Origin of the sequence: Brevundimonas sp., from assembly GCF_030682035.1 — a bacterium.
Taxonomy (GTDB): Bacteria; Pseudomonadota; Alphaproteobacteria; order Caulobacterales; family Caulobacteraceae; genus Brevundimonas.
The window spans coordinates 143330-169463 of the sequence record NZ_JAUXQZ010000045.1; the positions used below are offsets into that span (position 1 = coordinate 143330).

At 66.5% G+C, this 26134-nt stretch carries 22 protein-coding genes; 10 read left to right on the forward strand and 12 right to left on the reverse strand.

The window, feature by feature from the left end; all coding sequences use genetic code 11:
- Nucleotides 1–43 precede the first annotated feature (43 nt).
- Nucleotides 44–943: a LysR family transcriptional regulator gene (locus Q8K49_RS13415; RefSeq protein WP_305306586.1), complete on the reverse strand. Its 900-nt coding sequence runs from the start codon at nucleotides 941–943 to the stop codon at nucleotides 44–46.
- A 112-nt stretch (nucleotides 944–1055) separates the two neighbouring features.
- On the opposite strand from Q8K49_RS13415, the gene Q8K49_RS13420 reads away from it, so the two are divergent.
- Together Q8K49_RS13420 and phaC are read left to right on the forward strand one after the other, a co-directional pair.
- A complete protein-coding gene (locus Q8K49_RS13420; RefSeq protein ID WP_305306587.1) occupies nucleotides 1056–1244 on the forward strand; it encodes a hypothetical protein in 189 nt (62 codons plus the stop codon).
- 15 nt (nucleotides 1245–1259) lie between these two features.
- Entirely contained in the window at nucleotides 1260–3044 is a 1785-nt protein-coding gene (gene phaC / locus Q8K49_RS13425; protein WP_305306588.1) for a class I poly(R)-hydroxyalkanoic acid synthase, read from the forward strand.
- Nucleotides 3045–3070: 26 nt separating this feature from the next.
- Here phaC and Q8K49_RS13430 read toward each other — a convergent pair whose 3' ends face one another.
- Complete coding sequence (locus tag Q8K49_RS13430) at nucleotides 3071–4693, reverse strand: cisplatin damage response ATP-dependent DNA ligase (protein ID WP_305306589.1); 1623 nt, start codon at nucleotides 4691–4693, stop codon at nucleotides 3071–3073.
- Entirely contained in the window at nucleotides 4693–5727 is a 1035-nt protein-coding gene (locus Q8K49_RS13435; protein WP_305306590.1) for a ligase-associated DNA damage response exonuclease, read from the reverse strand. The genes Q8K49_RS13430 and Q8K49_RS13435 overlap by 1 nt, the downstream gene beginning before the upstream one ends.
- Before the next feature lie 354 nt (nucleotides 5728–6081).
- On the opposite strand from Q8K49_RS13435, the gene Q8K49_RS13440 reads away from it, so the two are divergent.
- Nucleotides 6082–6222, forward strand: coding sequence for a hypothetical protein (locus Q8K49_RS13440; RefSeq protein WP_305306591.1), 141 nt, complete (start codon nucleotides 6082–6084; stop codon nucleotides 6220–6222).
- A gap of 366 nt (nucleotides 6223–6588) precedes the next feature.
- On the opposite strand, the gene Q8K49_RS13445 is transcribed toward Q8K49_RS13440, so the two are convergent.
- From Q8K49_RS13445 to Q8K49_RS13460, 4 genes are all read right to left on the reverse strand, one after another.
- A complete protein-coding gene (locus tag Q8K49_RS13445; protein WP_305306592.1) occupies nucleotides 6589–6900 on the reverse strand; it encodes a rhodanese-like domain-containing protein in 312 nt (103 codons plus the stop codon).
- A 110-nt stretch (nucleotides 6901–7010) separates the two neighbouring features.
- Nucleotides 7011–7910: an MBL fold metallo-hydrolase gene (locus tag Q8K49_RS13450; RefSeq protein ID WP_370867782.1), complete on the reverse strand. Its 900-nt coding sequence runs from the start codon at nucleotides 7908–7910 to the stop codon at nucleotides 7011–7013.
- A gap of 249 nt (nucleotides 7911–8159) precedes the next feature.
- On the reverse strand, nucleotides 8160–8363 hold the full coding sequence (locus tag Q8K49_RS13455; protein WP_305306593.1) for a DUF2892 domain-containing protein: 204 nt from the start codon (nucleotides 8361–8363) through the stop codon (nucleotides 8160–8162).
- On the reverse strand, nucleotides 8360–8653 hold the full coding sequence (locus tag Q8K49_RS13460) for a hypothetical protein (protein ID WP_305306594.1): 294 nt from the start codon (nucleotides 8651–8653) through the stop codon (nucleotides 8360–8362). The genes Q8K49_RS13455 and Q8K49_RS13460 overlap by 4 nt, the downstream gene beginning before the upstream one ends.
- Nucleotides 8654–8818: 165 nt before the next feature.
- Between Q8K49_RS13460 and Q8K49_RS13465 the strand changes: the two genes are divergently transcribed.
- The 6 genes from Q8K49_RS13465 to Q8K49_RS13490 all read left to right on the forward strand — a co-directional run bounded on the left by Q8K49_RS13465 (nucleotide 8819) and on the right by Q8K49_RS13490 (nucleotide 18798).
- The gene (locus Q8K49_RS13465; RefSeq protein WP_305306595.1) at nucleotides 8819–9850 is read left to right on the forward strand and encodes an efflux RND transporter periplasmic adaptor subunit; all 1032 of its coding nucleotides are present in this window, start codon (nucleotides 8819–8821) and stop codon (nucleotides 9848–9850) included.
- Nucleotides 9847–13077: an efflux RND transporter permease subunit gene (locus tag Q8K49_RS13470; protein ID WP_305306596.1), complete on the forward strand. Its 3231-nt coding sequence runs from the start codon at nucleotides 9847–9849 to the stop codon at nucleotides 13075–13077. The genes Q8K49_RS13465 and Q8K49_RS13470 overlap by 4 nt, the downstream gene beginning before the upstream one ends.
- Complete coding sequence (locus Q8K49_RS13475; RefSeq protein ID WP_305306597.1) at nucleotides 13074–13418, forward strand: helix-turn-helix transcriptional regulator; 345 nt, start codon at nucleotides 13074–13076, stop codon at nucleotides 13416–13418. The genes Q8K49_RS13470 and Q8K49_RS13475 overlap by 4 nt, the downstream gene beginning before the upstream one ends.
- The gene (locus Q8K49_RS13480) at nucleotides 13415–13798 is read left to right on the forward strand and encodes a DUF302 domain-containing protein (RefSeq protein WP_305306598.1); all 384 of its coding nucleotides are present in this window, start codon (nucleotides 13415–13417) and stop codon (nucleotides 13796–13798) included. The genes Q8K49_RS13475 and Q8K49_RS13480 overlap by 4 nt, the downstream gene beginning before the upstream one ends.
- A gap of 473 nt (nucleotides 13799–14271) precedes the next feature.
- Nucleotides 14272–16287, forward strand: coding sequence for a sulfotransferase (locus Q8K49_RS13485; protein ID WP_370867784.1), 2016 nt, complete (start codon nucleotides 14272–14274; stop codon nucleotides 16285–16287).
- A gap of 138 nt (nucleotides 16288–16425) precedes the next feature.
- Nucleotides 16426–18798 carry a TonB-dependent receptor gene (locus Q8K49_RS13490; protein WP_305306600.1) on the forward strand — a complete coding sequence of 791 codons (2373 nt, stop codon included), beginning with the start codon at nucleotides 16426–16428 and terminating at the stop codon, nucleotides 18796–18798.
- A 244-nt stretch (nucleotides 18799–19042) separates the two neighbouring features.
- Here Q8K49_RS13490 and Q8K49_RS13495 read toward each other — a convergent pair whose 3' ends face one another.
- Nucleotides 19043–20371: an MFS transporter gene (locus tag Q8K49_RS13495; protein WP_305306601.1), complete on the reverse strand. Its 1329-nt coding sequence runs from the start codon at nucleotides 20369–20371 to the stop codon at nucleotides 19043–19045.
- A gap of 83 nt (nucleotides 20372–20454) precedes the next feature.
- Between Q8K49_RS13495 and Q8K49_RS13500 the strand changes: the two genes are divergently transcribed.
- The gene (locus Q8K49_RS13500) at nucleotides 20455–20730 is read left to right on the forward strand and encodes a metal-sensing transcriptional repressor (RefSeq protein ID WP_305306602.1); all 276 of its coding nucleotides are present in this window, start codon (nucleotides 20455–20457) and stop codon (nucleotides 20728–20730) included.
- Here the strand turns inward: Q8K49_RS13500 and Q8K49_RS13505 are convergent.
- The 4 genes from Q8K49_RS13505 to Q8K49_RS13520 all read right to left on the reverse strand — a co-directional run bounded on the left by Q8K49_RS13505 (nucleotide 20714) and on the right by Q8K49_RS13520 (nucleotide 26121).
- The gene (locus Q8K49_RS13505) at nucleotides 20714–21070 is read right to left on the reverse strand and encodes a hypothetical protein (protein WP_305306603.1); all 357 of its coding nucleotides are present in this window, start codon (nucleotides 21068–21070) and stop codon (nucleotides 20714–20716) included. The genes Q8K49_RS13500 and Q8K49_RS13505 overlap by 17 nt on opposite strands.
- 160 nt (nucleotides 21071–21230) lie before the next feature.
- Nucleotides 21231–21914 (reverse strand): transmembrane anchor protein, encoded by a 684-nt coding sequence (locus tag Q8K49_RS13510; RefSeq protein ID WP_305306604.1) that lies wholly within the window; start codon nucleotides 21912–21914, stop codon nucleotides 21231–21233.
- Nucleotides 21915–21929: 15 nt separating this feature from the next.
- Entirely contained in the window at nucleotides 21930–22610 is a 681-nt protein-coding gene (locus Q8K49_RS13515; protein WP_305306605.1) for a HupE/UreJ family protein, read from the reverse strand.
- Nucleotides 22611–22932: 322 nt separating this feature from the next.
- On the reverse strand, nucleotides 22933–26121 hold the full coding sequence (locus Q8K49_RS13520) for an efflux RND transporter permease subunit (RefSeq protein WP_305306606.1): 3189 nt from the start codon (nucleotides 26119–26121) through the stop codon (nucleotides 22933–22935).
- Nucleotides 26122–26134: the final 13 nt, after the last annotated feature.

A 26134-nucleotide genomic window follows, 5' to 3' on the forward strand; every position in this document is an offset into this window, starting at 1 on the left:
TTTTAAGCTTGAAACAAAATCGGACGGGTGTCCAGAGGTCGGGTCAGGCGCTGGTGAACATGGCCCGGTCCGCCTTGACCGCCTCGACGATCATCGCCGTGACCGCCCGGATACGCGCCAGAGGCTTGAGGTCGGCATGGGTGACCAGCCACAGGCTGCGGTCCAGATGCACGGCGTCGGGCAGCACACGCCGCAGATCCGTCTCGCGCGCGGCGATGAAGTCGGGCAGGACGCACAGGCCCGCCCCGGCCAGCGCGGCCTGGAGCTGGGCGATCAGGTTGGAGCTCTGCAGGGCGACATGGATGTCGACGTCGGGCGCCTGCATATAGTCGAGCTCGGGCGCGTAGAGCAGGTCGCCGATGTAGCCGATGAAGCGCTGGCCGGCCATGTCGGCGCGGGTCAGGATCGGCGGGCGTGCGTCGAGATAGGCGGGGGCGGCGTAGAGGCTGAGGCCGTAATCGGTCAGTTTGCGCGAGATCAGCCGGCCCTCGCGCGGCGCGCTGAGCGTCACGGCGATGTCGGCCTCGCGCTTGGACAGGCTGAGCACGCCGGAGATGGCCACCAGCTGGATATCGAGTCCAGGATGCCGGTCGGCCAGTTTGGCCATCAGCGGCGCCAGAACGTAGCTGCCGAAGCCCTCCGGCGCGCCGATCCGCACCGTGCCGGTCAGGGCCTGGTCGGCCTCGCCCAGTTCGCTGGCGGCCAGCAGGGTCAGGCTCTCGATCTTCTCCGCCGTCGGCATCAGGCGTTCGCCGTGCGGGGTCAGGGCGTAGCCCTGGGGGCTGCGGTCGAACAGCCGGGCCCCCAGACCGTCCTCCAGCGCCGCGATGCGCCGGGCCACGGTGGTGTGGTCCATGCCGGTCCGCGCGGCCGCCGTGGTCAGACGCCCCGTGCGGGCCACGGCGAGGAAGGCGCGCAGGTCGTTCCAGTTGAAGTCGGCCACCGTCCGCTCCTGTGCAAAAACGCACAACGATTGCACAGATTTTGGCATCGTCAGGACAAAAAAGCCATGACATACCCCTCCATCCGAACGTCTCCTTTCCGAGGACACCGTCATGGCCTTCGACTCCGCCGCCTATATGCCCGCCATCCGAACCACTATTCCCACGCCGGCAGCCGCGCTGATCGACGCATTCGACACTCACTGCCCGATCTGGGCGGCCGAGAACCCGGACCGCGCCCTGGCGTTGCTGTTCGTGGCCCCGCGCGATTGCGCGGCCGTGGATGTCCTCGTCTCGCTGTAAGCGGAAAGCCTGCCCATGACCGTTTCCCAGCCGCCGGTTCCCCATCTGCCTGACCCGACCGTCGTGGCCGAGACCCTGACCACCCTGATGCAGAACGCCGCCGCCGCGGTGCGCACGACCATGGCCCAGGCCGCCGCGCCCCAGGCGCTGCCCTATGATCCGGCGACGCTCACGCGGGCGATGATCGACTTCAACACCGCGGTGATGATCCAGCCCGCGGCGCTGTTCGAGGCCCAGGCGAACAACTGGAACGACTGGGTCGCCCTGTGGCGCGCCATGGGCGAGCGGGCCATGGGCCAGGAGGCCACTCCCGTCGCCGCTCCGGCCAAGGGCGATCGCCGCTTCTCCGACCCGGCGTGGAGCGACGAACCGGTCTATGACTATCTGAAACAGGCCTATCTGCTGGCCGCGCGCCAGCTGCAGGATTTCGTCGCCGCCGCACCGGTCGATGACGCGACCCGCGCCCAGGTCGACTTCGCCAGCCGCCAGATGATGAACGCCTTGGCGCCGACGAATTTCGCCCACACCAATCCGCAGGTCGCCCGCCGCACCATCGAGAGCGGCGGCCTGAACCTGATGACCGGTCTGTCGAACCTGCTGGAGGACGTCGGCAGGGGGCAGGGGCTGGTCAGCCGCCGCGCGCCGAATGATTTCGAGCTTGGCGTCAACGTCGCCGCCACGCCGGGCGCGGTCGTGTTCAAGAACCACCTGATGGAACTGATCCAGTATGCGCCGACGACCGACACGGTCTATCGCCGCCCGCTGCTGTTCGTGCCGCCGCTGGTCAACAAATACTACCTCTTCGACCTGACGCCCAAGGCCAGCTATCTGAAATGGCTGGTCGATCAGGGCCACACCGTCTTCGTCATCTCCTGGGCCAACCCGGACGAGAGCCACGCTGACAACGGCATGGACGCCTATGTGAAGGACGGCGTCATCGCCGCCCTTGACGCCGTCGAGGCAGCCACGGGCGAGCCGGACGCGGATCTGGTCTCCTACTGCCTGGGCGGCACGCTCTCGGCCATGACGCTGGCCTATCTGGCCCGTACAGGCCGGGCTGACCGCATCGCCTCGGCCACCCTGATCGCCACCCTCGTCGACTTCGGCGAGATGGGCGAATGGTCGGTGTTCACCGGCGAAGACGACCTGAAAGCCTTTGACCGCTATCTGGACGACAAGGGCTATGTCGAGGCCCACGACCTGACCAAGCTGTTCTCGGCCGTGCGCGCCAACGACCTGATCTGGTCGTCGGTGGTGAACCATTATCTGCTGGGCGACGAGGCCCGCGCCTCGGACCTGCTGTGGTGGTTTGACGACGGTTCGCGCATCCCGGCGCGGATGCTGAAGGAATACGGCCGCCAGATCCTGCGCGGGAACCAGCTCAAGGACGGCGGGGTCGCGATCGACGGCGTGACGCTGGACCTCAAGGCGATCGAGACCCCGGTCATGATCGTGGCGCTGAAGGATGATCATGTCTCGGCCTGGAAGAACACCTACGCCGGTCGCGCCTTCTTCGGCGGGCCGACGCGGTTCCTGCTGGGGGGCTCGGGCCACAACGCCGGAATGATCAATCCGCCGGCGGCCAACAGGCACGGCTACTGGACCAATGAAGACGCCCCCGCTGACGCCGAGGCCTGGCTGGCCGGCGCCGAGCAGAAGGCCGGTTCGTGGTGGCCCGAATGGCAGGGCTGGCTCGACGCCGGCGGGGCCGACGACAAGGTCAAGGCCCGCAAGGTGGGCTCAGGCAAGCTGAAGGCCGGCGCCGCCGCGCCCGGCGACTACGTCCGGGTTCGGCATTAGGTCTTTGGACGCCCCGGCCTGACGGCTCACCCCAGCGCCGGTTCGACCTGATCCAACATCCCCTCCAGCGTCGCCAGTTCGTCCGCCTCCTTCGCCGGCTTGTCCCAGCGGATGCGGCTGATCCGGGGGAAACGCATGGCGACCCCTGACTTGTGGCGTTTCGACCGCTGCAGACCCTCGAACGCCACCTCCAGCACCAGGCCGAACTCGCGGTCCGCCCGCACCGACCGCACCGGGCCGAAGCGTTCGACCGTGTGGTCGCGCACGAATTTGTCGATCTGCTTCAGCTCCTCGTCGGTGAAACCGAAATAGGCCTTGCCCACCGGCGTCAACGCATGGGCCCCGTTCGCGTCCTCGATCCATACGCCGAAGGTGTAGTCGGAATAGAAGCTGGAGCGCTTGCCGTGACCCCGCTGGGCGTACATCAGCACCGCGTCGATCAGGTGCGGATCCCGCTTCCACTTGAACCACGGTCCCTTGGGTCGGCCCGCCTCATAGACGCTGTCGAGTCGTTTGAGCATCAGCCCCTCCGCCGCCGCCGGATCGCCGGCGGGCGGCGCGAGACGCAAGGCCGTGAGCGCCTCCCACGACGCGAACGGCTGCACCGGCGACAGATCGATCCGGTCGGACGCCGTCCTGGCGACCAGGGCCTCCAGCCGTGCCCGCCGCTCGACGAAGGTCAGGCCGCGCAGATCGACGCCGTCCGCCGCCAGCAGGTCATAGGCGCGGATGCCGGCGGGATAGGCCGCCATCACCCTGGCGTCCGCGGCCTTGCGATTCAGCCGTTGCTGCAGGTCGCCGAACGGCGCGACCCGTCCGTCCCGCAAAACCAGCAGCTCGCCGTCGATCACCCCTTCATAGGTCAGGGCTGACAGCACGTCGGGGAAGGCCGCCGACACATCCTCTCCGGTGCGGCTGTAGAGGCGTTTCACCCCGCCCTCGCTGGTGGCCTGAACCCGGATGCCGTCCCATTTCCATTCGGCGGCGTAGGCGGCGGGGTCCAGCTTCGGCAGGTCCGCCTCGTCGAGCGGCTGGGCCAGCATGACCGGCCTGAACCGGCCGTGGGCGTCGGCCGCAGGACGGTCGGCCTTGCCGTCCAGCCAGGCCAGAAGGTCGGCATAGGGCGGCGTCTGGGCGTGCCAGACCTCCTGGATCTCGGCGACCTCGACCCCGCCGAAGTCCGCCGCGGCCTGCCAGGCCAGCCGCGCCGAGACCCCCACGCGCAACCCCCCGGTCACGAGCTTGAGCAGGGCCCAGCGGCCGTCGGCGTCCAGCGCGTCCAGCCACCCCTCCAGCAGCGCCCGGACCTCGCCGCGTTTTGCCTGTGTCAGGGCGTCGACCACCTCCGACAGATCGGGCTCCCGGTTGGCGCCGTGACGGGCGGGCCAGATCAGGGCCGCGGTCTCGGCCAGGTCGCCGACATAGTCGTGGGACAGCCGGAACAGTTCCGGATCGACCCGCGCCTCGACCGCCTGGCGGATCATGGTCGGCTTGGCGGCGGTGAACGACAGGGCGCCGGTCAGGGCGGCCAGGGCCCAGCCTCGATCAGGATCCGGTGCGTCCGCCAAGTGGTCGCGGATCAGCCGTAGTTTGGCGTTGCGCGACGCGGTCAGCGACAGGCGATCCAGCAGGGCGGCGAAGGCGCGCATCAGTCGTCGTCCTCGTCCTCGTAGCCAACCAGGTGCAGGGCGCGCGCCGTCAGCCCGTTCAACTCGGCCCAGCGGCGCAGGGCGTCGTCGCGTCCGTGGGTGATCCAGATCTCTTCGGGCGAAAGCTCTGTCAGGGTCTCGGTCAGCTCGTCCCAGTCCGCGTGGTCCGACAGCACCAGCGGCAGCTCCACGCCCCGCTGCCGCGCCCGGGCCCGCACGCTCATCCAGCCCGAGGCGAAGGCCGTGACCGGGTCGGGAAACCGCCGGCTCCAGCGATCGGCCAGCGCCGAGGGCGGGGCGATGATGATGCGCCCGGCGAAATCGGCCTTGGACCCGGTCGCCGGCGCCAGCGCGCCCAGCGACACGCCGAAATGCTCGTACAGCCGGTTCAGCCGCTCCAGCGCGCCGTGGACATAGATGGTCTCGTCATAGCCGGCCTCGCGCAGCAGGCGGATCACGCGTTGCGCCTTGCCGAGGGCATAGGCCCCGACCAGATGGGCGCGCTCGGGAAACTGCTGGACCGACCGCAGTAACCGCCCGATCTCCTGCGTGTCCGGCGGATGGCGAAACACGGGCAGACCGAAGGTCGCCTCGGTGATGAAGACGTCGCTGGGCACGGGTTCGAACGGGACACAGGTCGGATCGCGTCGGCGCTTGTAGTCCCCCGAGGCCGTGATCGTCAGTCCGCCCTGACGAACCGTTGCCTGTGCCGAGCCCAGAACATGGCCCGCCGGCGCCAGCGACAGCTCGACACCCCCGATCACGACCCGCTCGCCATAGGCCAGCGACTGCGCGTGACCGGCGAAGTCGTGGCCGTAGCGTTCGCCCATGATGGCCAGGGTTTCAGGGGTCGCCAGTACGGCGCCGTGCCCCGCTCGCGCATGATCGGCGTGGCCGTGGGTGATGACCGCCCGATCGACGGGCCGCGGCGGATCGATGAAAAACGCTCCACCTGGACACCAGAGCCCGTCCGGCGTGGGGCGCAGGATCGAGTCAAAACGGCGTGAAGTGCGACGGTCAGCGGGCGGGGGCATGGGGTTCCGGAGCGAGTTTGCAGAACCTTGAACGCCGCGACAATGCGAGGTTTCCGTCGGGTCCAGTCCGCAACGTGTGCCGCCTGGCATGGGACCGCAGACCGTCCGCAAGGTTTTCAACAGTGGAGCTAGTCCGGCAGCGCCCATTACCCCCAGACGTCGTCTTGGAGGCGTCAGCCGCCGCCGAACCAATCCAGGAGCAGGTCATATCGTATTCCCCGCGGTTCACCGGGCGGCGGCGGGGTTTGACGCGTGCCCGTCTGGATCTCGGCTTCGCCGGAATCCTCCGGAACGGTGTGGGCGAGGACGAGAGCTTCACGTTCGCAGCCTCGAACTTCACAGCCGGCGCGACTGATGTCGACGGGGGGCACGCTCACCATTGTGTCGGTGGGCACCAGCGCAAATGGCGCCACAGTGACCCTGAACGCCGACGGGACTGTCCTGTACAATCCGATCGGCCATCTGGACTTCCTGGCTGCCCGCCTCAAGGCATGACGCGATGCAACTGACGATCACAGAAGACGGCCAAATCCTGGGCAGAGATAACTGGATCGACACCAGCGGCCTCTACACCTGGGCCTAAGCCAACGCGACTGCCGGACCTTGGGGGTCCGGCGGTCGGGTGCTGTCAGTCCGCCGACAACTTGTGTCCACGAGACGCGGGTGGAGCAGGCGACGCCGAGCCTGTCCGGCGAGGGTCCTCCACCCGTTGGGCGGGAGCAGACGCAATCGATTCGCGACTTGCGGAATACCGAGTTTGCACGGCTACAGGTCACCGCCGACGAGACCGAGGGTGAAGCCTACGACCGAGCCCGAGGCCCCTGCCAGGATGGGCTGGATCAGATCCATCCGCCGCCCGCCTCAGCGGCGCTCGACCGGCAGCCCCGCAGCCTGCCAGCCGTCGATCCCGCCTTCCAGCAGATAGACGTCGTCTGTGTCCACGGTGCTCGCAAGGGCGGAGGCGTTCATCTGCGTGCGCCGACCGCTGCGGCAGTGGAATATGACCGGCTGGCCCGGCTTGGCCGCCAGCCCGGCCGCGCCCGTTGAAAGGGGCGCGGGGTGGGCTCCGGCGATGACCAGGGCGCATTCGCCGGGCTCGCGGATGTCGACCAGTAGCGCCCCTTCTGCGACGAGGCGGGCGGCATCTTCGGGGGTGATGGATTTGGTGCTCATGTCAGTTTCCTCGGGTTGCAGGCGGGCGGCGCCCGCCGTCTGGTGGGAACAGGTCGCGAGTAGGCGCAACACGGCCGCGCCGGTGGCCCCTCAATCGCCAGCCTCCATCGTTATACGCCACGAGGTGGCTTGAACTGGTTGGCGGGTATGCGGAAGAACACACGCCCGTTGGCGTCCGGCTCGGGCAGTCGCCCGCCCCGGATATTCACCTGAAGGGCGTAGAGCATGAGGTTGGGCAGGGGCAGGTTGGCGTCGCGCTCATCACGCAATGCGACAAACTCTGCCTCCGACCGGCCTCGGCCAACGTGGATGTTGCTGGCCTTTTGTTCAGCGACTGTGCTGAAGCAGGCCGGCTCGCGGCCTCCGGGCCCGTAGTCATGACCGACGAACACGCCGGTGCGGTCCGGCAACGCCAGCAGATCCTGAATGCTGCGGTAGAGCGCCCTCGAATCACCGCCGGGAAAGTCAGCCCGGGAAGTGCCGGCGTCCGGCATCATCAGGGTATCGTGCACGAAGGCGTTGCCCCCGATCACGTAAGTAATGGATGCCATTGTGTGTCCGGGTGAGAACATCACACGCCCCTCAAGCCCCCCCAGCTTGAAGCGCTCCTCACTCTTAAACAGCCGGTCCCAATAACGTCCGTCAACAGGGAATGCGTCGGCGAGACCGTAGAGATTTTTCCACAATATCTGAACGTCCGTGACCTTCTCGCCGATCGCCGTCGGGGCTCCCAGCTTTTCCGTCAGGTAGGGCGCCGCTGAGAAGTGGTCGGCATGCGGGTGGGTATCCAGAATCCATTCGACGGCCAGGTTGCGGTCGCGAATATGGTCGAGGATCCGGTCCGCGTTGCCGGTGGACGTTGAGGCCGCCTTCTCGTCAAAGTCCCAGACAGGATCGATGATGGCCGCAGCCCGTGTGGTCGGATCGACGATCACATACTGCCAGCTCCCGGTTTTCTGATCGTGAAAGGCCGCAATCTCGGCCCCGCCGTGGGTGAAGTATTTGATCACCGTCTCACCTCCAATGACGGCGGCGGCTCGGCGAGCGGCGCCACCAATATCTGGCTGTAGCGGCGGCCGTCGTCACACACCGGGAAGCCCACGAAGTCTACTCCGTTGTGGTCGGCGGCCTGGCACGCCAGATCGCGGAACTCTGCCCACATGACCAGGCCGCGCGGCCCGGAGATGGCCGTCCGTCTTATTGGTGACGCTGTGGGCATGGCAGGCTTCCAGCAGACGATCCAGCAGCTTTCTCGATCCTCAACGAAACGCCGTTCCCGGCCGCACGCCCAGCCGTCGGAACAGCATGGCGGCTGGGCAGAAGCCTGTGATCGAGGCCTGAAGCAGGTTCAGGCCGATGAAGACCGTCAGCCAAATCCATGTCGGATGCACCCAGTGGGTCAGCGCCAGGCTGACAAGCACCATGAAGCCAGCGAACATCATGACGGCGCGGTCGAGGCTCATGCTCTCGGCTCCTGTACGGGGGTGGACCGGGTGGTGCGGCGCAGCTTGTGGGCGCCGATCAGATCGAGGGCCAGCTTTTCGTAGAGCCGCTCGGCCTGGCCCCTGCGGACCTTGACCTCGATGGCTTCGCGCTTGCGCCCGTTCACCGCCACCAAAGGGTTGAAATGAAAGTTGTCGCCCTTCGACGCCATTACGATCCGCGCGCGTTCACGCGGGACGTGCCGCAGATCAAACGCGGCGATGGCGCGGCCCAGGCCTGCGCCCGGTATGATGATGGTGGGCCGTTCCATGCGCAAACTCCTTGAGCTGTCCCCGATGCTCAATCCTGCGCCAACGGGGTCCGCCGCGCCTTGTTCCGAACAAGGCCGGGAATCGGCGCCCTGTGCACAGACCTCAGGCTTGCATTCATATTAGCATGATATAATATTAGAGCAACCTTACATAAGGATTCTCGGATGAAGACGCCCACGGCCCTGTTCGCCGCCCTCGCCGCCGTCCTTCTGGTCGGCGGATTGTCGGCCTGCGGCGGAGAGCCCGAGGTCGTGGTGACCGCGCCTGCGCGGGGCGAGCGCCTGACCGTGACCGAAGCCATGATCGACGCGGTCAAGCCGGCCTCAGCCGTGGTGGCCTCGCGCGATCTCGGCGAGGCGCGGGCCCGCATTCCGGGTACGCTCAGCGAGTTGAACGTGCGTGAAGGCGATACGGTGCGTCAGGGCCAGATCATCGGCCTGGTCACCGACAACCGGGTCGGGCTCGAGACGGCGGCTTATGGTGCTCAGGTCGCGGCGGCCGAGGCCGAGGCCGCGCGGGCCCGGGCTGACCTGTCGCGCATCCAGACCCTGTTCGACAAAGGCATCTACGCCCAGGCCCGGCTCGACCAGTCCGTGGCCGCCTCGCGGGCCGCCGACGCACAGGTCAGGGCGGCGCGCGCCGTGCGCTCGGCCAGCGCCGAGACCGGGGCCCAGGGCCGCATCCTGGCCCCCACGTCCGGGCGGGTGCTCGCCGCCGACGTGCCCGCCGGTTCGGTGGTTAACGCCGGACAGTCAGTCGCCACCATCACCGCCGGACCGCTGGTCCTGCGACTTGAACTGCCCGAGGCCCAGGGTCGCAACCTGCGGGTCGGCCAAGGCGTCATCATTTCGTCCGAGGACCTGCCCGGCGTCAGCGCGGGGACCATCGCCCAGGTCTATCCGGCCACCACCGCCGGCCAGACCATCGCGGACATCTCGGTGCCCGGCTTGAACAGCGACCGGGTTGGACAGCGCGTCACCGTCCAGGTGCCGGTGGGTCAGCGGCGCGCGCTGGTAATTCCCCGCCGCGTCGTCGCCAGCCGCTACGGCATCGACTTCGTCCGCACCGTCGATCGCGCCGGCCACGTTAGCGAGGCGCCGGTCCAGTTGGGCGGCCCCGCCGGTGCGGATCGTGTCGAGGTCCTGTCGGGTCTCGCTGCCGGCGATGTGGTGCTGGCCCCGGAGCCCACCCGATGAACCTCGGCCTTTCCGGGCGGCTGACTCGCGCCACGCTCAACTCGCCCCTGACCCCCCTGATACTGCTGGCGGCGATCGCCGTCGGCCTGATGGCCGTGCTGTCGATCCCCCGCGAGGAGGAGCCGCAGATCAGCGTGCCCGTGGTCGACATCATGGTCGCAGCCCCCGGGCTGAGCGCCGCCGACGCGACCGAACTGGCGGCCAAGCCGCTGGAAGCCATCGTCCGCAGCATCGACGGCGTCGAGCACGTCTACACCCAGGTACAGGACGACCGGGTGATGGTCACCGCCCGTTTCGTGGTCGGCTCGGACCCCGACGACGCGGCGGTTCGCGTGCACGAGAAGGTGCGCGCCAACTACGGCTCCATTCCCACGGGCGTGTCAGAGCCGCAGATCGTCACCCGGGGCATTAATGACGTTCCGGCCGTGGTCCTGACCCTGACACCCCGCGCCGCCGCCGCCGCGCGCTGGAGCGATCAGGCCCTCTACGACGTCGCCGCCCGCCTGCGCACCGAGATCAGCAAGGTTGAGGACGTCGGCCTGACCTTCGTCGTCGGCGGCCGCCCGTCCGAGATCAGGGTGGAGCCCGATCCCGCCCGCATGGCCGCGCGCGGCGTGGCGCTGTCCTCCATCCTCGAGACTGTGGCCCAGGCCAACCGCAGCTTCCCCGCCGGCGCCTTCCGCGACCAGGGCCAGGCCGTGTCGTTGCGCTCCGGCGAACGGCTGGCCACGCCCGACGATGCGGCCCTGCTGACGGTCCGTTCTATGGCCGGCGAGCCGGTCTATCTGCGCGACGTAGCGACCGTCGTTCAGGCCCCGCGCGAGGATCAGGCCCGGGCCGCCCACTACGCGCGCGTCGGCGACGGCTGGAGCCGGACCCCGGCCGTCAGCCTGGCCGTGGCCAAGCGCCAGGGGGCCAACGCCGTGGTGGTCTCCCATGGGGTGATGCAGCGGGTCGAGGCGCTGAAGGGCACGCTGATTCCGGACGGCCTCGAGGTCGTGGTCACTCGCGACTATGGCGAGACGGCCAATGAAAAGGCCAATGAGCTGCTCATGCACCTCGGCCTCGCCACCATCTCCATCGTTATCCTGATCGGTTTCGCCATCGGCTGGCGCGAGGCCGGCGTGACGGCAGTGGTGATCCCCACGACCATTCTGCTGACCCTCTTCGCCTCCAACCTGATGGGCTACACCATCAACCGCGTCAGCCTGTTCGCCCTGATCTTCTCGATCGGCATCCTCGTCGACGACGCCATCGTGATGATCGAGAACATCGCCCGCCACTGGGCCATGAATGACGACCGCAGCCGCGCCCAGGCCACCGTCGAGGCCGTGGCCGAGGTGGGCAACCCGACCGTGGTCGCCACCCTGACCGTGGTCGCCGCCCTGCTGCCCATGCTGTTCGTCTCGGGTCTGATGGGCCCCTATATGGCGCCGATCCCGGTCAACGCCTCGGCGGCCATGGTCTTCTCTTTCTTCGTCGCCGTGGTCATCGCGCCCTGGCTGATGATCCGTCTGGCCCGCAAGACCCTGGCCGGAGACACGGGTCACGAGCACGGGGAGGGGATGCTGGGCCGCCTTTATCGCAAGGTTGCGACGCCCGTGATCCGCTCGCGCCGCAGCGCCTGGACCTTCCTGATCGTGGTCGGTGTCGCCACCCTGCTCGCCATGTCGATGTTCGGCTTCCGGGCCGTGCCGGTGAAGCTGCTGCCGTTCGACAACAAGTCCGAGCTGCAGGTCGTGCTGGACATGCCCGAAGGGACCAGCCTCGAGACCACCGAACGCACCCTGGCCGGGGCCGCCGCCGTGGCCGGGACCTTGGCCGAGGTCGAGTCGCTGGAAAGCTATGCCGGAACCGCCGCGCCGTTCAACTTCAACGGCTTGGTGCGCCACTATTTCCTGCGCGCCGGGGCCGAGCAGGGCGACCTTGCGGTGATGCTGGCCCCCAAGGGTGAACGCAGCCGCAGCAGCCACGCCATCGCCCTCGACCTGCGCCGCAGTCTGGCCGACCTGCCGCTGCCGGCGGGGGCCTCAATCAAGGTGGTCGAGGCCCCGCCGGGACCGCCGGTGTTGGCGACCCTGCTGGCCGAGGTCTACGGCCCCGATCCCGCCACCCGCCGCGCCGTGGCCGCCGAACTGGAGACCCTGTTCCGGGCCGAGCCCTCGGTGGTCGACGTGGACAACAGCTACGGCGTCCGCCGTCCGGTCCTGCGCCTGATCCCGGACCGCGAGAAGATCGAGCGATTCGGCCTGTCCGAACGCGAGGTGCACGACTCCATCGCCGCCGTCATGGGCGGCCAGGTGCTCGGCTACGCCGAGCGCGGAGACGAGCGGACCCCTCTGGAGATCGCCGTGCGCCTGCCGCAGTCGGCCCGGACCTGGAACGAACAGATGGCTGTCATGCCCGTTGCCATGACCACGATCGACGGCGGCCGGCGGCTGGTCGAACTGGGCGAGGTGGTCGAGGCCCGGCGCGAGCTGGCCGGCTGGCCCGTCTATCGCCGCGACGGCCGGGCCGCGGAGATGGTCACCGCCGAACTGGCCGGCCAGTTCGAAGCCCCGATCTACGGCATCATGGCCATCGACGCGGCCATCAAGGCCCACGACTGGAAGGGGCTGCCGCGTCCCGAGGTTCGCCTCAACGGCCAGCCGACGGACGAGACGGTCCCCACCGTGCTGTGGGACGGCGAATGGGAGATCACCTGGGTGACCTTCCGCGACATGGGCGCCGCCTTCGGCGTGGCCCTGCTGGGGATCTATGTTCTGGTCGTCGCCCAGTTCAAGGATTTCCGCATTCCGCTGGTGATCCTGACGCCCATCCCCCTGACCCTGATCGGCATCGTCATCGGCCACATGCTGTTCGGCGCGCCCTTCACCGCCACCTCGATGATCGGCTTCATCGCCCTGGCGGGGATCATCGTGCGAAACTCGATCCTGCTGGTCGACTTCATTCGCCACGCCCGAACACCGGGACGGCCGCTGCGCGAGGTTCTGCTGGAGGCGGGCGCCATCCGCTTCAAGCCCATCCTGCTCACCGCCCTGGCCGCCATGATCGGCGCTGCGGTCATTCTGTTCGATCCGATTTTCCAGGGATTGGCGATTTCCCTGCTGTTCGGTCTGATTTCCTCCACGATTCTGACGGTGCTGGTGATCCCGGCCATCTATATCGCGTTGAAGGACGACGGTCGGCCCCTGGCTGCGCCCGGGCCCGCGGAAGAGACGCCATGATCGACGCCTTGCCTATGCCGAACGCCGCCGCCCTCGCCGAGCTCGAGGCCAGCGCCGCTCCCGCGGCCCGGCTGTTGCGGCTGTTCGCCAACGAGCAGCGACTGATGCTGATGTGCCGGCTGAGCGAAGGTGAGTGCGCGGTCGGTGAGTTGGCCGGCTATGCGGGCCTGTCGCAGTCAGCCTGTTCGCAGCATCTCGCCCGCTTGCGCATAGCCGGCGTCATCGCTCCGCGACGCGAGGCCCAGACCATCTACTACGGCATCTCCGATCCAGCCGCGGCCCGCCTCATCGCCCTGCTATGCGACATCTACCGCGATAAACCCGAGGACCAGACATCATGACCTATTTCCATGCCCGCACGATCGAGGGCGACTTCGAGGCCGTCGTCGAGCGCACCCGCGCGGCGCTTCAAAAGCACGGCTTCGGCGTCCTCACCGAGATCGACGTCCAGGCCACGCTCAAGGCGAAGATCGGGGAGAATTTCCGCCCTTACCGCATCCTCGGCGCCTGCAACCCCGTCATGGCCCACGAAGCCCTGAATATGGAGCCGCACGTCGGGGTCATGCTGCCCTGCAACGTCGTCGTCCAGCAGACCGATTGCGGCGTCGAGGTGTTCGCCGTCGACCCCGCCGCCTCGATGAGCGCTATCGACAATACCGAACTGCTGGGCCACGCGCGGACGGTGGGTGAGCATTTGCGTTCGGCTGTCGATGAGATTTGAGGGCGCGCGCGACGGCGCGATTTGATCTGCAATCCGGCTTCTCGAACGCACGATGTTTGCGAGCCGGGCAGGGAGGGATGCTGTCAGGCTAACGCTAACCTGTCTCCACATAGAGCGGCATAAGCCACTGACAGGGATGATGTTTCGTGGAGCCGATCTCGTTCAAGCGCGATAGATTTCCGGCGGATGTCATCCGACATGCGGCGTGGCTCTGTTTCCGGTTCAGCCTGAGTTTCCGCGACGTGAGGAGCTTCTGGCGCAGCGGGGATCGACGTCAGCTACGAGACGATCCGGTGCGGGCCATCAAATTTGGGCCATAGCCAAGACGCTGGGCGGGTCAGATCGCCGGGTGGCCAGTTTTGGGCCGACAGCGCCGCCGCCGCGGTTGCCTGAGGCGGCCGACGTAGGGCACGGTTCGGCTTCGCACCGTCAGTCTGACAACGCCGCCGAGGCGATAGCGGGGAGCAATGATGATGTCAGCGGCCGATCCGGGCCCGGCCGGCAGCGCCGATCTGACGACGGCGCTTGCGCATGGATATCGTTTGATGTCCGACGACCCAAGGCTCGCGGAGGCCCAGGCAGACGAGATCCTCCGACTCTACCCAGATGAAGCGGAAGCACTGGTTCTGCTGGCTTCAGCCCGGCGCCGACGGGGGGCGCCGGAGGCCGCTCTGGCGGCCCTGGAGCCGCTGTTGGCGACCCGGCCCGACTGGGGGCCGCTTCATGCTGCGATCGGACTCGCACTGACCGACCTGGGCCAAGGCAATACCGCCATCGCTGCCCTGAAACGCGCCGTGACACTGGATCCGGGTCTGACCTCCGCTTGGCGCGCTCTGGCCGAACAATTGGCTATGGGCGGAGATGACACGGGTGCGGCGGTCGCCACCGCCGAGGAGATCCGTTCATCGGTTTCAGATCCGATCCTGCTCGAAGCCGGCGCGGCGCTGGCTGACAATCGTCTGGCCATCGCTGAACGCCTGCTGAGGGACTATCTCAAGCGAGATCCGTTCAATGTTCCTGCGATCCGGATGCTCGCCGAAACCGGGGGTCGGCTCGGTCGGCTTGACGACGCCGAACGTCTGTTGGAGCGCTGCGTCGAACTGGCCCCGGGCTTCGCTCCCGCGCGGCACAACTATGCGACCGTCCTCTACCGCCAGAACAAGGCTGTCGCGGCATTGGCGCAGATCGAGCAGCTACTGAGCCTCGAACCGGACCGCCCCACCTATCTGAATCTCAAGGCCGCTGCGCTCGGCCGGGTGGGCGACTATGACGAGGCCATCGCGATCTGGAGTTCGCTACTCAAGGCGCTTCCGGATCAACCCCGGGTCTGGCTGAGCTTCGGCCATGCGCTCAAGACCGTCGGGCGTCAGGCCGAGTGCATTGACGCCTATCGCCGCGCTGCGGCCCTTGCTCCTCATATGGGAGAGGCCTGGTGGAGTCTGGCCAATCTCAAAACCCTGGTCTTTACGTCCGCCGACGTCGCCGAGATGGAACGTCAGCTGGTCCGTCCGGACATCTCCGACGAGGATCGGCTTCATCTGGCCTATACGCTCGGCAAGGCGTTCGAGGATGCCGGAAGCTATCGTTCCTCGTTCAACCATTACCAGCAGGGGGCTGGACTGCGTCGAGCGCGCGAGCGCTATGACGCCGCCGCCACGACCTCGCACATGGAGCGGTCCCGCGCCGTGTTCACCCCGGACTTGCTGGCCCGCAAAGCCGGGGCGGGCTGTCCGGCGCCGGATCCGATCTTCGTCGTGGGTCTGCCACGGGCCGGTTCAACCTTGATCGAACAGATCCTGTCGAGCCATTCGGCGGTGGAGGGAACCCAGGAACTGCCCGACATCATCTCGCTGGCGCGACGGTTGGGCGGCGGGTCTGAGGGGAGAGGGGCCACGGCCTACCCCGAGAGTCTGGCGGAGCTCGACGGCGCAGACCTTTCAGCCCTCGGCGAAGAATACGTCGCGCGGACCCGGGTGCACCGGAAGACGGATCGTCCGTTCTTTATCGACAAGATGCCAAACAATTTCGCCCATGTCGGGCTGATCCATCTGATCCTGCCGAAGGCGAAGATCATCGACGCCCGACGACACCCGATGGCCGGCTGCTTTTCCGCCTTCAAACAGCATTTCGCGCGCGGCCAGAACTTCTCCTACGACCTCGTCGACCTGGGCCGCTACTATTCCGACTATGTCGCCCTGATGCGGCATTTCGACGAGGTCCTGTCTGGCCGCGTGCACCGGGTGATCTATGAGGACATGATCGCCGATCCGGAGGGGCAGACCCGCGCCCTGTTGGATCATTGCGGCCTCCCCTTTGAGGCGGCCTGCCTGCGGTTCCACGAGACCGAGCGCGCTGTTCGGACAGCGAGCTCCGAACAGGTGCGGCGCCCGATCTTCACCGATGCTCTCGAGCAGTGGCGCCACTACCAGGCCTGGCTGGAGCCCCTGGAAGCGGCCCTTGGCGAGACCCGGCGGAACTGGCGTCAGTAGGCAGGAGGCGTCCGTGTTCGGGCCACAGGTCCGGGCGGAACGCACCCGTTCGACCGGGGCAAATTTGCAATATTGACATCTCCCCCCGGAACCAGAGCAACTGGCCCTGTGAGTCGTCGGGGGGCTGAGATGGTCAAGATGAAATTGGGTACGGGGGTGCGGGGCGCATTCTGGTCGGCGGCCCTGATGGGCACCACCATGCTGGCCGGGGCGCCGGCCGCCATGGCCCAGGACGCCGAGCGCACAACCGCGATCGACGACATTATCGTCACCGCCCAGAAGCGCGATGAGAATCTGCAGGACGTGCCCATCAGCATCCAGGCGCTCGGCAACGAGCGGCTTGAGCAGATGGGGGTCTCGGACTTCAACGACTACGTCAAACTGCTGCCCAGCGTTTCCTACCAGACGGTCGCCCCGGGTTTCTCGGGCGTCTATATGCGCGGCATCGCCAGCGGCGGGGACGGCAACCATTCGGGGTCCCTGCCAAGCGTCGGCGTCTATCTCGACGAACAACCCATCACGACCATCCAGGGGCCGCTGGACATCAATGTCTACGACATGAACCGGGTCGAGGCGTTGGCCGGGCCGCAGGGCACCCTCTATGGGGCCAGCTCCCAGGCCGGAACGATCCGTCTGATCACCAACAAGCCTGACTTCGCCGGCCGGTATGGTCAGATCGACGTCGAGGCCAACTCCGTGGCCCACGGCGGCGCCGGTGGCAGCGTCGAGGGCTTCGTCAACCTGCCGATCAGCGACCGCATCGCCGCCCGTGTCGTCGGCTGGTACCGCCAGGACGCCGGTTATATCGACAACGTGCCCGGAACCCTCACCTATCCGACCTCGGGTGCGACCATCAACAACGCCAGCCGGGTCGAGGAGGACTACAACGACTCCACCGTGATCGGCGGTCGCGCCGCGCTTCGGATCGAGTTGGACGATACCTGGACGGCCACGGCGTCCCTGATGGGTCAGAGCGCCGACAGCAATGGCAACTGGTCCTACGACCCGGCCAAGGGCGATCTGAACGCCAGCCATTTCTATCCCGAGACGCTCGAGGACCGCTGGTACCAGGCGGCGCTCACTGTCACCGGTCGGGTCGGCAACTGGGATCTCGTCTATGCGGGCGCCTATATGAACCGCAACGACGAGATACAGCAGGACTACTCTGACTATTCCTTCTTCTATGACACGCTGGCGGGCTATGGGGCCTACTGGACCGACGATTCCGGCACGCCGCTCGACAATCCTTCGCAATATATCCAGGGCGCGGACCAGTACCAACGCAACAGCCACGAGATCCGGCTGTCGTCGCCAGCGGACGCCCGGCTGCGCGCCGTTGTCGGCCTGTTCTACCAGCAGCAGACCCACGACATCGAACAGAAGTACCGGATCGACGGCCTGGCCGGACCCGGTGGAACGGTCCCCTCGCTGGAGGTCACCGGCCAGGCCGACACGCTCTGGCTCACTCAACAGGTCCGCGAGGACGATGATTCGGCGGTGTTCGGTGAACTCGCCTACGATCTCACAGACCGGCTCACCCTGACCGGTGGCCTGCGGCTGTTCAAGTCCGAGAATTCCCTGCGCGGCTTCTTCGGCTTCGGCACCGGATACAGCGCCACCCTGGGCGAGGGTTCCTGCTTCTCCGGTCCGATCGTGCCGGATTCGCCATGCACCAATCTCGACAAGAGCGTCGAGGAGAGCGGCTCGACCCACCGGTTGAACCTGACTTACAAGATCGACGACGACCGCATGGTCTACGCCACCTGGTCAACCGGCTACAGGCCTGGCGGCATCAACCGGCGCGGCAGCCTGCCGCCCTATGATTCGGACTTCCTGACCAACTATGAAATGGGGTGGAAGACCACCTGGATGGATGGCAGCCTGCGCTGGAATGGGGCGGTCTACGCGCTGCGCTGGGAGGATTTCCAGTTCTCCATCCTCGGATCGAACGGGCTGACGGAGATCAAGAACGCCGCCCAGGCCCGCGTCATGGGGGCCGAAAGCGACGTCGTCTGGCGGCTGACGCCTGACTTCACCCTGTCGGGGGCGGTGGCCTATACCGACGCCGAGCTGTCCGAGAACTATTGCGGATTCCTCGCGCCGGATGGGTCGCCGGAAACCAACTGCCCGACCCCGCAGGCCCCCGAAGGCACCGAGCTGCCGGTCACGCCCAAACTCAAGGGCAATATGACCGCCCGCTATGAGTTTCCGGTCGGCAGCCTCGACGGCTTCGTCCAGGGATCAGTGGTCTATGTCGGCGAGAACTGGACCGACCTGCGGCTGATCGAGCGCGCGATCATCGGCGAGCAGCCCGCCTATACGACGGCCGACCTGTCGGCCGGCGTGGCCAGCGATGTCTGGTCCGCGACGCTGGCCGTCAGCAATCTCACCGATGAGCGAGCCAGTCTGTATCGCTATGCCCAATGCGCGGAACAGGTCTGCGGCGCCAGGACCTATATCGTACCCAACCGACCCCGCATGATCAGCGTCCGCCTCGGCTGGAAATTCTGACGGTTGCCGTCGTCCGGAATGCGGCGTGGACGGAGCGGCCGCGCTGGGCCAAGAGTTCCGCGACGTCCCGAAAACTGAGACTTGGTATGAGCCGGTCCTGCTTACCGTCAAGCTAAGTTTGGGCTGACAGAGCCCTCCGGCGAACTGTCAAAGTCGCGGAACGGGTTGCTCGATTTGGCCATGGCGACCGGGCTAGCGGGAGTCACGAGTTCCGGGAGTCTGAAGGGCCGACCCCAAGGCAAGCTCAAGGCTTCGCTTTCGGCCAACGGTCATGACGCTCATCGATCACAAAGGGATGGGCGTGTGTCGCAGTCTGATCCGCCCTCGATCCATCAGCCAGGTGAGGATCGTCCGGCGCGAGTCCCATGTGGGCGTGGATTTGGTTTTCGGGATCGTGGGCGGGCCAGATCAGCAGGCCCAGTACGCCCCCGGTCGCGCACAGGGCCGCGAGCACCAGGAAGGCCGCGCCGGGGTTCGCCGCCGCGCTGACCAGGCCGGCGACCGGATAGGCGACCAGCCAGCAGGCGTGGGACAGGGCGAACTGGGCCGCGAACAAGGCCGGCCGATCCTGCGCCGTGGACGATCGCCTAAGCGCCCGTCCCGCAGGGGTGATTGTCAGCGAGTACCCGAAGCCCATGATCACCCATAGCGCCAGCAGCGCGGGATAGCTGACCGCGATCCACGGTCCGGCCAGCAGCGCGGCGGTCATCAGGCCCGCCCCCATCACCATGGCCGTCCGGTCGCTCAGACGGACAAGCAGGCGCGGCAGGACCACCGCCGCCGTCATCGAGCCGCTTCCGAAGGCGGCGAGCGCCCAGGCAGCCGCTTGGCCCGACAGTCCGAAGCCGGACTGGACGAGCACCACGGTGTTGACGAAGACCATCGCGCCCCCAGCCGAGGTCGCCAAACTGATCGCTAGCAGACCGCGAAGCCGAGGCGTCAGGGCGAACAGTCGGATGCCGCCCGTCAAACGCTGCAGGAAAGGCTTGGGCTGAATCTTGCTGAGCAGCGGCAAGCTTGCGGTGATCACGAACAGGGCCGAGACGACAAATCCCAGGGCGGTGCCAACAAAGAGGTTGTTGTAGCTGATGAACGCCAGCAGTACGGCCGCGGCCACAGGACTGGCCACGCTCTCCAGATCAGCCGCCAGCCGCGACAGTGACAGAGCCTTGGTGTACTCGGCCTCGTCCTCAAGCAAATCCGGGATCATGGCTTGGAAGGCCGGAGTGAAGGCCGCCGAGGCGACGTAGAGCACCGTCATTAAGGCATAAATCTGCCAAGCCTCGCCGACGAACGGGAGGGTGATCGCGATACCGGCTCGCACAACGTCCAGCGCCACCAGTAGCGTCTTCCTGGGCAGCCGTGCGACCAATGCGCTCGCGAACGGCGCCACGCCGATATAGGCGACCATCTTGATGGCCAGGGCCGCGCCGAGCACCTCGCCCGCATTGGCCCCGGCCAGATCATGCGCGAGAAGGCCCAGCGCGACCGTGGCCATGCCCGTGCCGAGCAGGGCGGCGACCTGGGCCGCGAACAGATGCCGATATCCGGCGTGTCGGAGGGGCGAGAACATCAGCAGGCGCGCGCTTTCTGGGAAGTAGGCTAAATGTTCGCACAGACTAGCCATATCCCCTCCAGGGGGATAGCATATTCAGCATGGTACATGTGGTGCACGAGACCCACCCCAAGATCGTCAATCGATTACGGAGGGCGGAAGGCCATCTTCGAAAGACGATCATCATGATCGAGGGCGGTCGAACCTGTGTGGATCTTGCCCAACAACTCCATGCGATCGAGAAAGCCGTGGCCGCAGCTAAAAACGCGCTCATCCACGACCACATCGATCACTGTCTGGCCCATGCCGCCAGTGGCGAACCGGTCGAAGCTCGTCAAGCGATGGCTGAGTTCAAGACCATCACGAAATATTTGTGAGGCTGCGATGACCTTGCAGCACCAAGCCGTCCGCCGCATCCCTACGGATCATGGCATCCTGGTGTTCGGTATAACCGAACCGAGGACGCCTGCACATTTCCAGATATCCGCTGAAATCGGGCCTCTGCCGGGCGCCGACGATATCATCGTCACCACGCGTCGCTCCGGGGGCGCCAGCGAAATTTTCACCTTCGTCCGGTCGGGCCGGGTCCTGCGGTCCGTCGAGGGCCTTCAGCCGCCGCACGATTTCAAAGCCCGTCTGGCCATCGGTTCCCGGGGGCAGGTTCAGGCTTTCGACGTGATCTTTGGCGAGCCCCGTCTTGACCATCATCACACGCATAGTCACGGTCCCCAAGTCGGCCGAGAGGTCTAGACTAGCGCGTAAGGGGAGCAAGCCCTGCGCGGTTGGGGAGGGGGACACCCTTTTGCAAATCACTGGGGCGACGAACTTTCGCCTCCGATGTCCATGGACTGGACACCGGAGACGGGAAGCGGGGTGATCACACCACCCGCTTGACCTCGCTATAGGCCCCCTCGGTGATCAAGGTGATGGTCATGGGCTCGCCGGTGCGGTTGCGCCAGAACCAACCATGGCTACCGGTGAAGGCCGCCGTCAATTCCCCTTCAAGCCGTTCGGCCGACCCCTTGTTGTAGCCGTGATAGGACAGGCCCGGTCGATCGGCGTGGGTGTCATAATTCACGCGGCCCCCGCTGCTGGACCAAGTGAAGCGCACTGTTGCCCCTTCCTGCATCACCAGCTTGATCTCGGCGCCTTGGTCGGCAGCGAGGGTCAGGACGGTCCGGTCGGAGCGCACGCCGGCCTGCGTCGCCGCTTCCGCCGGAGCCGCGACGGGGGCGGCCGGAGTCCCCGGCACCGGATTGCCGGGGACTGGAGTGGCCGGCGTGAGGGCGGTCGGGGCCGTCTCCGGGCTGGAAGCCGGGACCGCGGCGGTGGCCGCCGCCGCTTCTTCAGCTTGGGCTTCGGCGGCCAGGGAGACTTTGATCCGCCCCATTTCGGTCAGGCCGAATACCGAGCCGACGCGGGTCGGATCGACGCCATACTCGGCTGGCATGACGATGGTGACGAGCAGGCCAGCGGCGACGACCACCGCGATCCCGGTCGATTTCAGCAGCTTGCGCGTGGAGGGCAGCTCGGAGGCAGTGGGTTTGTTGGCGTTGTACATGGTTCAGATCTCCGATTAGAGGACGAAATAACCGACAAGCTGATAGCCCGTCAGGACGAAACCGAGGGTCATCAGGACGACGTTGACGGCGTAGGCGTGACGCCAGAAACTGCCGGTTTTGCGCCAGAAGCCCATGGCGATGAGGATGGCGCCCAGGGCCAAAAGCTGGCCCATCTCGACGCCGATGTTAAAGGCCACCAGATTGACGAACAGGCCGTCCGGCGAAAGCTCGAAGTCCTGCAGCTTGGTCGCCAGGCCGAAGCCGTGGAACAGCCCAAAGATGAGGGTCGCGGCCTTGGTGTTGGGCTGAACGCCGAACCACCGCTGGAATGCCCCCAGATTGTCGAGCGCTTTATAGACGACGGAAAGCCCGATGATGGCGTCTACGAGGTAGCTGGATACGCTGACGTCCATCAGCACGCCGAGCAGAAGCGTGGTCGAGTGGCCGATGGCGAACATCGTCACGTAGATGGAGATGTCCTTCATCCGATAGAGGAAGAAGATCACGCCGAACAGGAACAGCAAGTGGTCGTAGCCGGTGACCATGTGCTTGGCCCCCAGATAAACGAAGGGCCAGAAGACGATGCCAGAGGTTTCCTGAATGTAGCCCTTGTCGCCCTCGGCGACGCCATGGGCGAGAGCCTGACTCAAGGCTCCGTCGAGCAGGAAGAACAGAAGTACGGCTGCCAGCGCCATCGTGGGTGATTTGAGCCACGACCAAGGGTCGTGTCGGTATGCCACTGTCATGAGGACCTTTTCGGGGGTTGGGGAGGATTCGGAGGGAGGGGCGGGCGAGAAGCCAGCAGGAGCGCGCGATCGAGCGCGGGGGTTGTTCCGAGAGATAGCGAAGGGCGAAAGCAGCCAGATTCGTGATCGCCAGTAAGACGCCCGCGTCCCAGACGGGAAGGGGACAAGAACCACCGGATACTGGTCAGGGACAGCAGGTTGGCGGGCAGCCCGTCCACCGCCGCAGCCGGAGCCGCGTCGGTGGCCGTCGCCGTCGCCGGACGGTTTGGCTTCAAGTACGCCTCCGCTTGACGCGGAATGGCAGGTGATCGAGCCAGGCGGGACGAGGACGATCCGCAGGTCCGTCGCGGCCGTGTACCAGGCTGTAGAGTGCTGGGAGCACGAGCAGGGTCAGCAAGGTCGATGAGATGATCCCGCCGATGACCACCGTGGCCAGAGGCCGCTGCACCTCGGCCCCGGTCCCGACATTGAGCGCCATCGGCACGAAGCCCAGGCTGGCGACCAGGGCGGTCATCAGCACCGGCCGCAACCGGGTCAGCGCGCCTTCGCGGATGGCTTCGGGGATCGGCTTGCCCTCCTCGATCAGGCCCCGGATAAAGCTTACCATGACGACGCCGTTAAGCACGGCTACGCCGGACAGGGCGATGAAGCCCACGCCGGCCGAGATCGACAGCGGTAGATCACGCAACATCAAGGCGGCCACCCCGCCGGTAAGCGCCAAGGGCACGCCGGAGAAGACGATGGCCGAGTCCTTCCAGGAGCGGAACAGGGCGAACAGGAGACCGAAGATCAGCAGCAGCACCGCCGGCACCACGACCTGAAGCCGTTTGGCCGCCGAGATCAGCTGTTCGAAGGTGCCGCCGTAGGTGATCCAGTAGCCGGCCGGAACCGCCACCTCGGCCTCGACCCGTTGCTGAACCTCACCGATGAACGAGCCCAGGTCGCGGTCGCGAACGTTGGACGTCACCACGATGCGGCGCTTGCCGTTCTCCCGACTGATCTGGTTGGGACCCACCGTGAGCTCGATCGTCGCCACCTCGGCCAGGGGCACGAACTGTCGCGCCTGCCCCTCGCTCGCCGGCAGGGGAATCTGCAGGCGGCCGATGGCGTCGGTGTCGGCCCGCAGAGCCTCGGGCAGGCGGACGACGACGTCGAAACGCCGATCGCCCTCGAAGATCTGTCCTGCCGTTGTGCCGCCCATCGAGGTGGAGATGACCGACTGGACGTCGTTCACGCTCAATCCGAGCCGGGCCATGGCGACCCGGTTGGGCGTGATCTGCAGGACCGGGAGGCCCGTGACCTGTTCGGTCTGCGGATCAGCCGATCCTTCCACACTAGAGACGATGCCTTCGATCTCGGCTCCAAGTCTCAGCAGTTCGTCGAGGTCGTCACCGAAAATCTTGATGGCGACGTCGGCGCGCACGCCCGAGAGCAGTTCGTTGAACCGCATCTGGATCGGTTGGGTGAACTCGTATTTGCTGCCGGGAATCTCGTTCACCGCAGCTTCCATCTCTTCGACCAGCTGGCCGCGCGGCTTTCTTGGATCGGGCCAGTCGGATCGATCCTTCAGCATGATGAAGGTGTCGGCGACCGAAGGCGGCACCGGATCGGTCGCGACCTCGGCCGTGCCGATCTTGGCGACGACCCGCTCGACCTCCGGGAACCGCGCGATTCGGGCCTCGAGCGCGGTCTGCATCTGGATGGCCTGGCTCAGACTTGTGCCGGGGATGCGCAATGCGTGCATGGCGATGTCTCCCTCGTCGAGGTTGGGGATGAACTCCGACCCCATCCGGGACGCGCCGAAGCCCGCCAAAGCGACAAGAACGATCGCGACGCCGATCATCAGGCCCCGTGTCTTCAGCGCGAAGTCCAGCGCCGGTTGATAGCCAACCCGCGCCCAGCGCATCACGAAGCTGTCCTTCTCCTCGACCTTGCCCGTGACGAACATGGCGACGGCCGCCGGCACGAAGGTCAGCGACAACAGCAGGGCCGCCGTCAGGGCGATCACGACGGTGATCGCCATCGGGTGGAACATCTTGCCCTCGACCCCGGTCAGGGCGAAGATTGGTACATAGACGAGGGTGATGATCATCACTCCGAACAGCGATGGCCGGATCACCTCGCTGGAAGCCGAGGCCGCCAGATCGAACCGTTCTTCTCGGGTCAGTATGCGGCCGAGGCGATGCTGGGCCTCGCCGAACCGGCGCAGACAGTTCTCGACGATGATGACGGCGCCATCGACGATCAGGCCGAAATCGAGCGCGCCGAGGCTCATCAGGTTGCCCGAGGTGCCGGTCTGCACCATGCCGGTGATCGTCATCAGCATGGTCACAGGGATGACCGCCGCCGTGATCAGGGCCGCGCGGATGTTCCCCAGAAGCAGGAACAGCACGACGATGACCAGCAGGGCTCCTTCCAGCAGGTTCTTCTCGACCGTGTGGATCGCGCGATCGACCAGGTCCGTCCGGTCATAGACGGGCGAGGCCGTGACCCCCGAGGGCAAAGCCTTCGCGGCTTCCTCGAGGCTGACGGCGGCGGCCCGGGCCACCACGCGGCTATTTTCGCCCGCCAGCATCAGAACGGTGGCGAGCACGGTTTCGCGGCCGTCCTCAGTCGCCGCACCGGTCCTCAGCTCCTCGCCCATGTCGATGTCGGCGACATCCATCACGCGGATCGGAACCCCGCCTCGCGTGGCGATGACGACATTGCCCAGATCCTCGGTCGTCGACGCTTGGCCCGGCACGCGGATGAGATACTGTTCGCCGTAGCGTTCGACATAGCCCGCGCCGACATTGGCGTTGTTGTTGTCCAGCGCGTCGACGACCTCAGCCATGGTAACGCCGTAAGCGGAGAGACGATCAGGCTGGGGAGTGACGTGATACTGACGCTCATAGCCGCCGATCGTGTTGACCTCGGTCACGCCTTTGGTGTTGCGCAACTGGGGCCTGATCACCCAGTCCTGAAGGGTCCGCAGATCCTCGGTCGTATAGGGCTGGCCATCCGGTCGACGGGCGTTCGGCGCGGCGTCGATCGTGTACATGAAGATTTCACCCAGCCCCGTGGCGATCGGGCCCAGTTCGGGTGTGACGCCGGGTGGCAACTGGCCGAGCGCGTTCTGCAGACGCTCGTTGACCAGCTGGCGCGCGAAATAGATGTCGGTGCCGTCCTCGAAGATAACGGTGACCTGGCTCAGTCCGTAGCGCGAGACCGAGCGGGTGTATTGTAGGCCCGGCACGCCCGCGACGGCCGTCTCGACAGGGAAGGTGATCCGTTGCTCGGCCTCAAGCGGCGAATAGCCGGGAGCCTCGGTGTTGATCTGGATCTGGACGTTGGTGATGTCCGGCGTGGCGTCGATCGGCAGGCGCTGGAAACTCCAGACACCGACCGCGCAAGCCAGAAGGACGAGCGCCATCACTCCCCAGCGGAAGCGAATCGAAAGCGCGACAATACGTTCAAGCATGGTGTGCGCTCCC